We start from the raw sequence: 12,582 nt of genomic DNA, 5'->3' as shown, positions 1-12,582 counted from the left end.
CCGTGGACCGCGGGCGTGGTGGCCCAAGCGCTTTAGGCCACCTCGGCCTGGCGTTGCGTCGCGTAGACCTCGGCGAGGAATTGCTCGACGGCGATCGCGGTGCGTGCCGCCCGGGCTGAGCCGAAGATGTCGAAAGCGTGTTGGGTAAAAGGCAATTCGGCGTACACGACGGGCTGCCTGCTGACTTCCCGCAGCCGGCCGACGAAGGCGCGTGCCTGCTCGACGGGTACCAGCGAGTCGTTGCGGCCATGCAACACCAGGAACGGGGGAGCGTCGGCCGAAACGTGGTTGACCGGCGACGCGGTGATAAACGGCTGCAGGTTCGTCGAGGGCCGTTGCTTGAGAATCGATTTCACGAGGAGTCCCGGCATCATCGGATGCATCGCGTCGTCGAAACGGGTGAAGTCATAGACGCCGTAGAACGGCACGGCCGCCTGCACGCGGGTGTCGGCGTCTTCGAATCCCGGTTGGAACTGTGGGTTATTGGGCGTCAAGGCCGCCAGCGATGACAGGTGGCCGCCGGCCGAACCACCGGTGATGGCGACGAAGTCGGGATCGCCGCCGTACTCGCCGACGTGCGCCTTGACCCAGGCGAGGGCGCGCTTGACGTCGACGATGTGGTCGGGCCAGGTGTTGCGCGGGCTGTGCCGGTAGTTGATCGCCACGCAGATCCAGCCCAGCTCCGCGAGGTGGCTCATCAACGGATGTGCTTGTCCGCGTTTGTTACCCGTCGTCCAGGCGCCGCCCGGGATCTGGAAGAGCACCGGCGCCTTTCCGTTGGGATCGAGGTCGGGGCGTCGCCAGATGTCCAGGTGGTTGGCGCTGCCGTATTCGCCGTAGCTGATGTTGGAGTCGTGGGCGTAGTCGCGGTAGATGCGCAGCATCCGCAGCGCTCCCGGCGTCTTGGCGGTGCCGGCGCCGGCCGGCCGGCGCCATAGGTCCGCGGAGTCGGTGCGACGAGCGGGTCCCAGGCCGTCGTCCAACGCTTCGGCCAGCGGGACATTGGCCTTATGGCCGGCGCGATTGAAGTTCAGCAATCCCAGCGCCGAGACGCCCGCCACCAGCCACGCGATCGCGCGTACCGGGCGGGTCAGGCGGTGGGCCGTCAACGCCAGCCCACCGAGCTGGCTCACCAGTGTCTGCAGCGGCAACTCGGTAACCACCAGGCCGAACATCCACGAGAACAGCGACGCATACCCGCGGCGCGCCAGCGGCCGATACGCGTTGAGGGTGGACGCGGCGGTCACCGCCGTCACCGCCAGTGACGCTATTTGCCGGATGATGTGGATGATTCGAGCTGTCCGCATTGGGTCACCTTACGAGGTGGTCGGGTGGTGCGGACGGGGGCCCGTGGCCTCGCGCAAGCCCATCGCCGGCTAAGTCACATCGGTCACACCAGTCTCTCGGAGAGGAGACACGCTTTGTGTCCACCTCATAGCGACACATTGCGGCGGCGCGTCGAGAGCCCTTCACCTGTCGCTATGAGCCGGGCACTCCGGATATCCCGGCCAAAACCGGGACCGTTGTGGTCTAAGGGATTTCGGTCCCAGAAAGGGTGGCCGCGCTCACCGCGCGCCCTGGTCATGCCTCTTCTGCCGCGAAGAGAACACCGGGGTTGAGGATGCCCGCCGGGTCGAAGCTTCGCTTTATCCGGCGCATGAGGTCGATCTTGACGGGGTCTTCGAGGTCGAGGAAGTAAGGGGTTTTCGCGCGGCCGAGGCCGTGCTCACCGGAGATCGCCCCACCCAATTCCATTGCCAGCGCGAAGATGTCGGTCATCAGCCTGTGGCGTTTCTCCGGATCCTTGCAGACGATGGCCAGGTGCACGTTGCCGTCGCCGGCATGCCCGCAGCCGGCCGCGGCACCGCCCGCGGCGGCCGCCAGATCGCGAACGGCGGCAAGGAACTTCGGCATCGCGGAACGCGGCACGACGGTGTCGATGATGTCGTCGGCGCCGACGGCCTTGACCGTCCAAAACGCCTTCTCGCGCGCCTCGATCAGCTTGCGCGCCGAGCCCCCTTCCAGCACGTAGACGTCGATGGCACCCAGCTCGGCGAGCAGCTCGCCCGCCTTCTCGACGTCCTCGTCCAGCCGGTCGGTGGTGCGGTCCTCAAGCGCCACAACGAGATACGCCGCGGAGCTGTCGCGGACGCCGTCGGGGATACCCAGCTCCAGGTTCTGCGTGTAGACGAGCGCGGCCATCGTCAAGTTGTCGATGTATTCGAGGATGTAGGGCCCGAGCCCGCTGGCGAGGATCTTGGGCACGGCGGCCATCACCTGGTCGAAGTCGGCGAACGGCGCGAGCACGGTGGCGCTATGGTCGAGCCGCGGGTGCAGCTTGACGATCACCTCGGTGGCCAGGGCCAGGGTGCCTTCGGAGCCGACGATCAACTGGGTCAGGTCGTAGCCGGTGGAGACCTTGGCGATCTTGCCGCCGGTTCGGATGATCTCCCCGGTGGGCAGCACGGCCTGCAGCCCGAGCACGTTGTGGCGAGCGATCCCGTACTTGACCGCGCGCATGCCACCGGCGTTGGTTCCGACGTTGCCGCCGACGCTGGAGGACAGTTCGCCCGGATAAACCATGTACTGCAGCCCGGTGTCCACGGTCGCGGCGTCGAGCTCGGTCAGGGTCACCCCGGGCTGGACGACGGCGACCTGGTTGGTGACATCGACCTCCAGGACGGCATTCATGCGTTCGAAGGAGATCAGCAGCCCGTCCTTCCGCGGCCTCGCCGCGCCCGACAGGCCGCTCCCGGACCCGCGGGCCGTCACCGGCACCCCATGTTCCGTCGCCGCCTTCAGTAGCTGCGAAACCTCTTCTGCGGTCGCCGGTTTGGCGACGTACGCCGGCTTTTGCGGCGGTTGTGTCAGCTCTTCGTCGTGTGAGTAGTCGTCGGGGATTGCGTCGCCCGTCAGCAAGTTGTGGTTGCCGACGATTTCCGCGAACCGCGTCGCAGGCATCACGGCTGCTCTAACAAACGCCGCGGGTGCAGGCCGTCGACGGCGCCGACGAATGGCGGATGGATGCTGTAGCCGATCATGCGCTGAATGTCATCGGAGACCGCGCGGGCGACCTCCCGGGTCACCGAGAGGGTGAAGGCTTCCATCGGCCGCAGCCAGGGTTGGCAGTATTGCGCGGTGACGGCCAGCCGCGCGCGGCTGGTGGTGTTGGCGCCGCCGCCGTGCCACAGGGTTCCCACGAAGAAGACGCAGGAGCCGGCCGGCATCACGACGGGCAGCGAGGGATCGTCCGGCCCGGGCGGGCGCCGGCCCCAGCGATGGCTGCCGGGGAAAATCACCGTGGCGCCGTTGTCGGCGGTGAAGTCGTCGATCGCCCAGATTGTGGCGGCGGCCAGCGGCGCCCGCGGCCGCGGAATCGGGTAGAACCCGTCGTCGTGATGTGGCAGTTGCGCGGACTCTCCGGGTTGAATGTTGATGGCCTGCAACGCCGAAAGCAGGTAGTTGGGCATGAGAAGCCGATCGAGCACCGCTAGCACCCGCGGGTGATCGACAAGTCGGTCGCACACGCGCGTGCGGCTCAGCACGCTGTAAATGCGCTGGGTGCTTCGTCCCTCAAACGAATTGCGTCCGGTGTGCCCCAGCCAGGGCCCGACGGTGTCGCGGATCTGCCGGCATTCGTCGGCGTCGAGCAGCTTCTCCCAGATGAGGTAGCCGTCGCGGTCGAGGGCCGCCATATCGGCGTCGACGATCGCGGGGTCCACCGAGGCGCCGCCGCTCGGCGTCCACTTGTGCCGGAGCGCCAGGTCGCCCTTGAGATCGTCCAGCGTCGTGACCGGGTCGTCGTCGATGCTCACATACCCGACCCTGGACCTTGCTTGACCACGGGTCAAGACACTCCCGAGGTTGCCTAAGGCCGCGGCGTGAGATGGGCGGTGACGATCGGCGTGACCCGCGCAATGAGTTCGTCCACCGGAGCGGACGCGATCGGCTCGACCTGCAGGACATGGCGCAAGTAGGCGATGCCCAGGAGTTGGGCCATGGCCACATCGATACGCAGCTCGGTGTCTGTCCCCGTCAACAGCCTGGCCAACTGCGGGTACAGCTGGCCCTGAATGAACTGCCGCACCAGGGCGGCCGACTCGTTGTGGGTGGCGGCACCGCGCAGGATCGCCAGTAGGGAAGCGCGGGAGTCTGGCTGCTCCCACGCTTCGAAGAACACCCGCGTCAGGCGCGCGCCGATGTCGTCGCGATCGCCGCGAGCGATGCGCGCGCTGATCTCGGCCGGCTCGAACGGCCACCCCATGGTGGACCGGAATAGCTCGGCCTTGCTGCCGAAGTAGTGCCGGATGAGCGCCGGGTCGACGCCGGAGCCGGCAGCGATGTCGCGGACGGAGGTCTTGTCGTATCCCGAGTCGGCGAACAGCCGTCGAGCGGTGGCCACGATCTCGTTGCGGGTGTCGGGGTTACCCGGGCGTCGTCCAATGGGGGGCACAGTCCCGAAATTCTACAGTCGTTGACTTCTACACGGGCGGGGCGTTAACCTGGACCCCGTAAAATTCTCCAAGCGAGGAGTTAGGGAGATGCCAGCACCACGATGGGTCGCCCGGGCCAACAAGATCGGCCTCAATCGATTCACCAAGTACATCGCCCCGTGGGCGCCGGGATGGGGAGTCGTCATCCATCGCGGGCGCAAATCGGGGCGCACCTTCCGCACCCCGCTGTGGGCCTTCCGCCGCCACAACGGATTTGTGATCGCGCTGACCTACGGCCCCGGAACGGATTGGGTGCGCAACGTCCTCGCCGCGGGGGGCTGCGAGCTACAGACCAGGCGGCGGCGCTACCAGCTCGACACCCCGGTCGTGTTCCGCGACGAGAACGCGACCGACATGCCGGCGTTCATCCGGTTCATGCTGCGCAGAGTGATCAAGGCGCCGGAGTTCCTCCGGCTCGACATCGTCAGCCAATTGGCAACGGCGCGTTGACGACGGACCTACCGAGCAGCCCGCTGGGAGAACTGGATCCGCAGTTCGAGAAGCTCGGAATCGAGGTGGCCGCGCGCCGACGACGTCCGTGATGTTGTTCGCTTCTGCGCCGAGTACGGCATCGGGCGCGCCGTGGCGGCGCTGCGGGAACTCGACAACGTCCTGTCAGCCCGGGCGTCGAGCGGGGTTTCGCCGCAAGGGTTAAGGGTGCGGACGACAATCCCGGCGGTGCGTGTGACCGTCGCCAAATCCGGTGCCTTGACATACGGGCACGGCGAGGCGCTATCCTACAGCTTGTAGGAAATTCCTACACTATGTCGGAAAATGGGGGACCGCATGATCGGGATCCGCGAGCTGCTGTCGTTTCCGCAGGTCGAAGCCGCAGAAGACTACGGCTTCTTCGGCCCCGATTCGGTGACCTGGAAGGTGTGGAGCTATCCGACGTCACTGACCATCGGGTTCCAGCGGTCGGTGGTCATCGAAGAACTCGACCCCGCGCTGGTCGCGGCGGTGGACAAGACGCAGGAAATCTACAAAAGGCCCCGCACCCGCTACGACCGCACACTGCGCTACTTCGCGATGGTCGCGTTCGGCGACAGTGCGTCCACCGTCAAGGCCGCCGACGTGCTGGTCAAGATCCATTCGAAGGCGGTCGGCACCGACGAGGTGACCGGGATCCGCTACGACGCCAACGATCCGGCGTCGCAGTTGTGGATTCACCTCACCGCGTGGCACTCCATCCTCGTGGCCTACGAGAGGTACGGGCCCGGCAAGCTCTCGCTGGAGGAGGAAAAGCGCTACTGGGCCGAATGCGCGCTGGCCACCGAGCTGCAAACCTGCGACCCGTCCGACGTCCCGAGCACGCGCGACGGCATCCGACAGTACTTCGACGAGATGCGGCTCCAGCTGCTCGGTTCCGACATCGCCAAGCAAGCGATGAACCACCTGCTGCGCGCCGAGGTCATGCTGCCGCCCATACCGCTGCTGCTGCAGCCCGGCGCCCTGGTCATCGCCGCCTTCCTGCGGCGGGGGACACTGGCCACCATGCCGAAGTGGATGCGAGAGATGTCCGGACTTCCGGTCAACCCCGTCCTCGACGCGGCGGTGGTGCCCGTGCTGCGCCTCGCATTCAAGGCCGTCGGCATGAGCACCCGGCTTCAGCTCATGCTCTTGCAATTGTTATCGCCGACAACGGTCGAGGTCGCCGCCCCGGTGCTGTGCTCCGTTCCGGCCAAGAATCGGGCGACCACCACCCCCCGCCTGGCGCAAGCCCGGTTCGGTTTCGATCCCCCGGCGTTGGCGCACAAGCAGTTCCGCGATCGCCAGAGGGCACGGGTGTTCGACGAGGGTGCGGCCCCCAGCGACGAGGGCATCATCGAGTCCCAGCCGATCCTCGGTTCTGTGGTGTGATGCAGAAAAACGCGACCGGTGACCGCGTGCGGGCCGAACACCTCGGCCCGGAGCGCCGACGACCCCAGGTGCTCGACGCCGCGCTCGAAATCGCCGCCGAAGAAGGGATTTCCGCGGTCACCGTGGGCGCCATATCGGCGCGCATGGGGGTCAGCCGTCCGGTCGTCTACGACTGCTACGGCGGACGCGGTGAGGTGCTCAAGGCCTTGCTCGATCGGGAGACGGAAGTCGCCCTCGGCACACTGCTCGCGATCCTTCCGCCGCTGAAGACAACCTCCGTCGAGCAGATGTTCGTCGACGGGTTTCGATCGCTGGTCGACGACGTCAAGCGGCGCCCCGCGTCGTGGCGGATCGTGTTCGCCAACGACCCCGATCCCGTTCTCGCCGAGGCGATCTCGCGCGGTCGACGGAAAGTCGGCGAGCAGGTTGCCGCCGTGATGCGCCCGCTGTTCGAACGCTGGCACGTCGACGACATCGACCGCGTCGCACCGGCACTCACCGAGCTGTTTCTCGGCATCTGCGAAACCGCGGCGCGGATGATGCTCGAGCAACCAGACGCGTGGTCGCCGGATGCCCTGGCCGACATCGTCGGCCGCGCCGCCTACCGCGCATTGCGCGCCCGTGCCGGCTAACGACGCCTCCAAGGGTTCGGCGTGGAAGTTAGGCTCGGGCTAGTCCTTGGTCGCCGTCACGAAGTAGCCGCGCGGCACACCGGGCACGTCCGGTGGGACGACGGGGTGCTCCCATCGGTGCCACCTGTTTCCGATTTCGGCGATATCGGTAACGACGGCGGTCCAGCCGCGATCCTCGACGAGGGCGGCCGACGCGTCGGTGCCGAACACCCACGGCGCGCCCAGCCCCCGCATGAATTCCCGGGTCGACTGCAGTATCGGTGACTCCAGCAACGCCTTGCCGACCACGTTGTACAGCACCACAGACCCCGGGGCCGACAACGCGTCGATGCGCGCAAACAGGGTGTCGACGGCCGATGCGTCGATGTACTGCAGCAATCCCTCGACCAGCCACGCCGTCCGCACCGACGGGTCAAAACCATTCGAGCGCAGCGCTTTTGGCCAATCGTCGGCGAGATCGACGCCGACCGCGACCCGACGACAGCGGGGCCGCGCACCGTCCAGTCGCTCGTCTTTGGCCGCGATCACCTGCGGCTGGTCGACTTCGTAGACGGTGGTGCCCGCGTGCCATGCGAGGCGGTAGGCGCGGGCGTCCATTCCCGCGGCGACGATCACCACCTGCGACACCCCGCCGTCCTGCGCAGCAAGCAGCGCCTCGTCGAAGAACCGCGTGCGGATGATGATCTCCGCCGGTGCCTGCCCGGTCGCGGCCACGAAGTCGGCGAGCAACTGTCGGCCGTCGTCGCCGGCCAACCTTTCGGCGAATGCGTCGGTGAAAAGCCGCTCATGGCGCGCGGATTCCTCGGCGCGCACCGCCGCCGCGAGCAATCCGGTGGCCGCTACCGCTTCTCGTGTGCTGTCCATGCCCCCGATCATGTGCGCGCGGGCGCCGGCGGTATTGGATATTTGTGCCGGTCGATGGGAACGTGGCTGGGCAATACAATGCGTTGCCGGCCGTACTGCGTCGGCGTCATCGCGGTGAACGATCGGAACTCCCGCAGGAAATGCGCCTGGTCGAAATAGCCGATATCGGCCGCGATGCCCGCACCACCCGTCGTGCCCGCGCCGAGGCGCCGAAGCGCCGCCTGCAAGCGACGCACCCTCGCGTATGCCTTGGGCGCCAGACCGACCTCGGCGCGAAACAGGGCGATCATCCGCTTGGTGGACAAGCCCGCCAGGTGGCGGACTTCCGCCATCCGAATCGAAGGGTTGGCTTCGACCGCGGCCATCGCGGCAGCGACACCGGGATGGCGGCGCACCGAGAACCGCGCCCGTGACAGCAGAAATTCCTCGAGGATGCCGAATCGGGCCGTCACCGAGGGGGCCGAGATCAAGCGCTCGTGCAGCTCATGCCCGTCCCGGCCCCAAACCTCGTCGAGGCCGACGCCCGCATCTTCCAAGTCGCCCAATGGGATTCCGAAGAACGGGAACGCACCCCCGGGGCGGAAATGGATCGCCATGGCGGGCTCGTCGGCCGCAATGTCAGTGATGTACGACCCGCTGTGTGGTCCGGCGACGACCGCGGGCGGAACCGGCAAGCGGGTGCGACCGTCGGCGGCGTAAAAATCCAGCCGCTGTCGTTGCCCCACGTCGAAGACGATGGTGACCGCGCCGCGCGGCAACGCTCGGCTCCGATAGTTGGCCCCGCGGTGTCGCCAATGTCCGAAGAACTCGACATAGCTGGTTAGGGGCGGCCGCGGTCGATACAGGTGGGGCCCGCCGTCTGCCAAGTCTCGTTCGGCCCGGTCCCGGGTCGCTTGTCGCGGATCGATCGTCACCACGGACATATCCTTCCCGAGAACGACAATCCTCGTGCTCGACACCCTTCAAGATCATCAAACCACCGGTTACCATCGCGCGATGAGTGATCGGCGCGGTTGGCCGCGATCCGTTTCACGGCGCGACGCCCTGAGATGCGCCGGTGTCACGGGGGCGCTGCTCGGCATCAACGCGTTGGCTGACGCCCCCCGCGCGGGCGCCGGCATCGCGGGGACGGCGGTCTTTCTCGACCCGGGTCACAACGGCGTCAGCGACGCCTCAATAACCCAACAGGTCCCCAATGGTCGGGGAGGCACCAAACCGTGCAACACCTCGGGCACCGCGACCGACGACGGCTATCCCGAGCACGCGTTCGCTTGGGCCGTCGTATCGCTGATCAGCGGTTCGCTCAACCAAATGGGCGTCCGCACTCAGCTGTCGCGGGATAGCGACAACGGCGTCGGCCCATGCATCGACCAACGCGCGGCGATGGCCAACGCGATGCGCCCCGACGCGATCGTGAGCATCCATGCCGACGGCGGACCCGCCTCCGGCGCGGGATTCCACGTGAACTACTCCAGCCCGCCACTGAACGACGTACAAGCCGGTCCCGCGGTCCAGTTGGCGCACACGATGCGGGATGCGTTGGTACAGTCGGGTTTTCGGCCGGCCACCTATATCGGGTCGGACGGGCTGTACGGCCGCGACGACCTTGCCGGCCTGAACCTGGCCCAGTACCCGGCCGTCCTCGTCGAGCTCGGCAACATGAAAAACGCGGACGAGGCCGCGCGCATGGAAAGCGTGGACGGTCAGGCGAAGTATGCCGCCGCGGTCACCCAGGGGATAGTGGCGTATCTGAACACCAAGGCCGCGACCGGCTAGTCGGGCCCTCGTCCAAATTTTGCGCGAATCGCAGCCGCCACGGGGCCGTTGCCTTCACGGGGCCGCGTGTTGTGCCGACAAAGGAGCGCTAGATCAGCTGGGCAACTGACGTCACGATGATGAGCACCAGCACGGCCGTCCCGATGACGTGCACCTGACGCCGGGGAGTGATCCGCGTCGGGATCGGCTGCCGCTGCAGCGTGCGCTGGCGATGCAGGGCGATCCCGTAGGTGCCCAACGCGACGGCACCGGCCAGGAAGGCGGGGATGAACGCCGTCGGCCAGACGGGGCCGTGCAGGTTTCTGATCATCAGCAGCGCGCCGTTGGCCAGAAACGCGAAAGACGTTCGCGTCCAAGCCAGTGCCGTCCGTTCCGCCGCCAGTGTGCGAGCCCACCGATCGCTCAACCCACGACCGCCTTGGCGATCACCAGCCCGAGCGCGACCAGCCCGACCACGCTGAGACCCACCGCGAGGTAGGCCGGCGTGGGGTGACGGGGCAGCGGTTCGCCGCGACGCATCGCGCGATCCGCCTGCTGCCAGCGCAACAGCCCCATTCCGCTGGTCAGGATTGCCAGCACCGCGAGCCCCACGCCGAGGGTGCGGCGCGCGCCGGGCACCGTCAGCTCGGGAACCAGCTGCACGACGGCGACCGCCGCCGCGAGCAGCCCCAGCGCGGTGCGCTGCCAGGCCAGGAACGTCCGCTCGTTGGCCAGCGTGAAGCGGTAGTCGGGGTCGCACTCTTCCGCGCCGTCAACACCACGCTCGCCGGCGGGTGCAGCGATATTTTCGGCCACCGTTTACCTCGCAGAGCGTGTTAGGGCAAGTGTTTCGATACCGCAGATTTTAACCAACCCTACTGCCCGTCACGCCGTGCTGCATGATTGACGCTTGTGGTTAAGGCGTTGTTGTTCGACGTGCAGGGCACGGCGACGGACTTCCACTCGACCGTGTGCGGGGAGGCGCAGCGGATCGACGCCGGCCGCCACCCCGGCGTCGATTGGCCCGATTTCGTGCGTCGTTGGCGCGCAGGCTATTTCACCCTGCTGGAGGACGCGCAAAGCCGCGGCAGCGGATGGGTTTCCGTCCAGTCGGTGTATCGGCGCGCGTTGGATGCCGCCCTCGGCACCTGCGGCATCACGGGCTTCTCGGATACCGAACGCGAGGAGCTCACCCTGGCCTGGCGGCGGCTGAAGCCGTGGCCCGACGTCGTGCCGGGGCTGACCCGGTTGAAAAGCTCGTACACATTGGCCACCCTGTCGAACGCCGACGTGTCCGCGGTGATCGACATCTCCAAGCGGGCCGGGTTGCCCTGGGATGCGATCTTTGCCGCGGAGATGGCCGGGGTGTTCAAGCCCGACCCGGCGATCTATGAGATGGCCGCGACCTACCTCGGCCTGGGCCCCGCCGAAATCATGATGGTGGCAAGCCACAAGTACGACATCCGAGCCGCGGGCCGTCTCGGTTTTGCGACGGCCTTTGTCGCGCGCCCGCTGGAATTCGGGGTCGGTGGCGAAGCGGACGTGGCCTACTCGGACGAGTTCGACGTCAACGCGTCCGACTTCCTCGACCTTGCAGCACAACTCGGCTGCTGATGACGAGCGCTACTCTGCTGCGCCGAAATTGCGACGAAGCGTTTCGCCGTTTGGCTTTCCGCCGAGAGCGGCAGAGATCTGGTCCCAGGACCAATCCGCGGCGCGAGCTTCCCGCACGGCCACTTCGATTGCCTTCTGTGCGACCCGTCGGGCGTCGACGGCGGCTTCGAGGCCCGGCCAATCGAGTTGGGGTACCGCGTCAACGATGAGCGGACCCGGTGAGGGGCTGACCGTTGGCGGCCTGCAGCAGACAGATGACGGTGCTCGGGGCGGCATTGGACCCGGTTCGATCTTGGTTCGAGTCGATGAGATAGGTGATCGAGTACGGGCCGCCGTCGACGGGTTCGCCGGTGTATGGAGCGAACCCCGCCGCGCAATCCCGGTTGGCAACGTTGGCGATGGCGGTGTCGACGGCCATCGGGGCGCGAAGATAAACTTCGGCCAAATGCGCTGTGGCACAATTAACCACGGTGACCGTCACCCGGCTCAGATCGGCCGGTGGAAGGTCGTCCACGCACTCGCCGACTTGCAGGTCGATCCATTTTTCGGTCCTCGAGCCTGGCGGCGAAGGAGCGGCCGCGGCGGTAACCGTGGCGCAGGCGGCCAGCAATGACGCCGCGGCCAGGCCGCATAACGCGTGCAGGCTTCGGACCCGCATCGCAGCCTCCTCGATCGGATCGGTTAGCGCTGCAGTCTAAGCGTGTCGAAGGGCGCGAGGGGTGTATTCGCAGCGCTTTTAGCACGCTTGGATGAACGTCGGCGGCACGGTGTTGGTCAGCGCCGGGTCCGGCTTGTCCGACGCCATCGACAGGAACCCACGCACGCAGCGCGCGGCCAGCAACCAGTTCGCCGGCCTTTTCATGTCCAGCCCGCCCAGCAGCTGTTTGATCATGGTCAGTGTATCGAAGTAAATGCGTTCGCAGACAAGCGTTTCCGTATTGTCGAACACGAAGTAGGCGGTCATGCGGACCCGGAACCGGCTGCCGGTGGGCGGAACCTTGCCCAGGAAGCCGCGATGGGTGCCCATCAGCCAGAACTCGACGATCACCGCATCGGCGCTGTGCCGCAGCGCAATGATCTCGTGGTTCTGGTCGGGGAATGCGGTACGCGTGTAGGCGTAGTAGCCGCGCACCGCGTCGTTGCCGTCATGGACGACCATCTGCGGGATCAGCTCGTAGCGCGGATGCGGGAAGGTCGCCAACACGTCGTCCCAGGCCTGTCGGACCTCATCATGGAAGTGGTCGAGCACGAGTTTCTGGCGGGCGGCCAGCACCTCGGGAGCGGGAAACGCGGGAATGGTCACGTGGCGAGCGTAAACCTGCGCGTTCCGTCCGGCGAACAGACACAGAATCGCATAGCGTCAC

Annotated in this window: 15 protein-coding genes; 5 read left to right on the top strand and 10 right to left on the bottom strand. The window is 66.9% G+C overall.

Annotated features, from left to right (window positions below):
- Positions 1–32: 32 nt before the first annotated feature.
- The 4 genes from K3U93_RS15060 to K3U93_RS15045 form a co-directional block, all read right to left on the bottom strand.
- Positions 33–1,307, bottom strand: a complete 1,275-nt coding sequence (locus K3U93_RS15060; RefSeq protein ID WP_083011282.1) for an alpha/beta hydrolase — start codon at positions 1,305–1,307, stop codon at positions 33–35.
- Between the two features lie 274 nt (positions 1,308–1,581).
- Positions 1,582–2,961 (bottom strand): FAD-binding oxidoreductase, encoded by a 1,380-nt coding sequence (locus K3U93_RS15055; RefSeq protein WP_083011329.1) that lies wholly within the window; start codon positions 2,959–2,961, stop codon positions 1,582–1,584.
- Positions 2,961–3,815: a phytanoyl-CoA dioxygenase family protein gene (locus tag K3U93_RS15050; protein ID WP_083011283.1), complete on the bottom strand. Its 855-nt coding sequence runs from the start codon at positions 3,813–3,815 to the stop codon at positions 2,961–2,963. The genes K3U93_RS15055 and K3U93_RS15050 overlap by 1 nt, the downstream gene beginning before the upstream one ends.
- 53 nt (positions 3,816–3,868) lie before the next feature.
- Positions 3,869–4,453 (bottom strand): TetR/AcrR family transcriptional regulator, encoded by a 585-nt coding sequence (locus tag K3U93_RS15045; RefSeq protein WP_083011284.1) that lies wholly within the window; start codon positions 4,451–4,453, stop codon positions 3,869–3,871.
- 88 nt (positions 4,454–4,541) lie between these two features.
- Between K3U93_RS15045 and K3U93_RS15040 the strand changes: the two genes are divergently transcribed.
- From K3U93_RS15040 to K3U93_RS15030, 3 genes are all read left to right on the top strand, one after another.
- Positions 4,542–4,943 carry a nitroreductase family deazaflavin-dependent oxidoreductase gene (locus K3U93_RS15040; protein ID WP_083011285.1) on the top strand — a complete coding sequence of 134 codons (402 nt, stop codon included), beginning with the start codon at positions 4,542–4,544 and terminating at the stop codon, positions 4,941–4,943.
- A gap of 324 nt (positions 4,944–5,267) precedes the next feature.
- The gene (locus K3U93_RS15035) at positions 5,268–6,353 is read left to right on the top strand and encodes an oxygenase MpaB family protein (RefSeq protein WP_139797076.1); all 1,086 of its coding nucleotides are present in this window, start codon (positions 5,268–5,270) and stop codon (positions 6,351–6,353) included.
- Positions 6,353–6,985, top strand: a complete 633-nt coding sequence (locus K3U93_RS15030) for a TetR/AcrR family transcriptional regulator (protein WP_083011287.1) — start codon at positions 6,353–6,355, stop codon at positions 6,983–6,985. Before K3U93_RS15035 ends, K3U93_RS15030 begins: the two co-directional genes overlap by 1 nt.
- 39 nt (positions 6,986–7,024) lie before the next feature.
- On the opposite strand, the gene K3U93_RS15025 is transcribed toward K3U93_RS15030, so the two are convergent.
- Together K3U93_RS15025 and K3U93_RS15020 are read right to left on the bottom strand one after the other, a co-directional pair.
- Positions 7,025–7,849, bottom strand: a complete 825-nt coding sequence (locus K3U93_RS15025) for an SAM-dependent methyltransferase (protein WP_071512014.1) — start codon at positions 7,847–7,849, stop codon at positions 7,025–7,027.
- Between the two features lie 8 nt (positions 7,850–7,857).
- On the bottom strand, positions 7,858–8,772 hold the full coding sequence (locus tag K3U93_RS15020; protein WP_083011288.1) for a helix-turn-helix domain-containing protein: 915 nt from the start codon (positions 8,770–8,772) through the stop codon (positions 7,858–7,860).
- 73 nt (positions 8,773–8,845) lie between these two features.
- Here K3U93_RS15020 and K3U93_RS15015 point away from each other — a divergent pair, with 73 nt between their 5' ends.
- Positions 8,846–9,625: an Rv3717 family N-acetylmuramoyl-L-alanine amidase gene (locus K3U93_RS15015; RefSeq protein ID WP_071512016.1), complete on the top strand. Its 780-nt coding sequence runs from the start codon at positions 8,846–8,848 to the stop codon at positions 9,623–9,625.
- Between the two features lie 88 nt (positions 9,626–9,713).
- Here the strand turns inward: K3U93_RS15015 and K3U93_RS15010 are convergent, their stop codons facing one another.
- On the bottom strand, positions 9,714–10,031 hold the full coding sequence (locus tag K3U93_RS15010; RefSeq protein ID WP_083011289.1) for a DUF202 domain-containing protein: 318 nt from the start codon (positions 10,029–10,031) through the stop codon (positions 9,714–9,716).
- Positions 10,028–10,408 carry a YidH family protein gene (locus K3U93_RS15005; protein WP_071512017.1) on the bottom strand — a complete coding sequence of 127 codons (381 nt, stop codon included), beginning with the start codon at positions 10,406–10,408 and terminating at the stop codon, positions 10,028–10,030. The genes K3U93_RS15010 and K3U93_RS15005 overlap by 4 nt, the downstream gene beginning before the upstream one ends.
- 99 nt (positions 10,409–10,507) lie before the next feature.
- Between K3U93_RS15005 and K3U93_RS15000 the strand changes: the two genes are divergently transcribed.
- Positions 10,508–11,218, top strand: a complete 711-nt coding sequence (locus K3U93_RS15000; RefSeq protein ID WP_083011290.1) for a haloacid dehalogenase type II — start codon at positions 10,508–10,510, stop codon at positions 11,216–11,218.
- Between the two features lie 199 nt (positions 11,219–11,417).
- On the opposite strand, the gene K3U93_RS14995 is transcribed toward K3U93_RS15000, so the two are convergent.
- Positions 11,418–11,876, bottom strand: coding sequence for a hypothetical protein (locus tag K3U93_RS14995; protein WP_083011291.1), 459 nt, complete (start codon positions 11,874–11,876; stop codon positions 11,418–11,420).
- A gap of 78 nt (positions 11,877–11,954) precedes the next feature.
- Complete coding sequence (locus tag K3U93_RS14990) at positions 11,955–12,521, bottom strand: ester cyclase (RefSeq protein WP_083011292.1); 567 nt, start codon at positions 12,519–12,521, stop codon at positions 11,955–11,957.
- Positions 12,522–12,582 lie beyond the last annotated feature (61 nt).

This window comes from Mycobacterium malmoense, from assembly GCF_019645855.1.
Taxonomy (GTDB): Bacteria; Actinomycetota; Actinomycetes; order Mycobacteriales; family Mycobacteriaceae; genus Mycobacterium; species Mycobacterium malmoense.
This window is presented reverse-complemented; position numbering and strand designations above follow the sequence as displayed.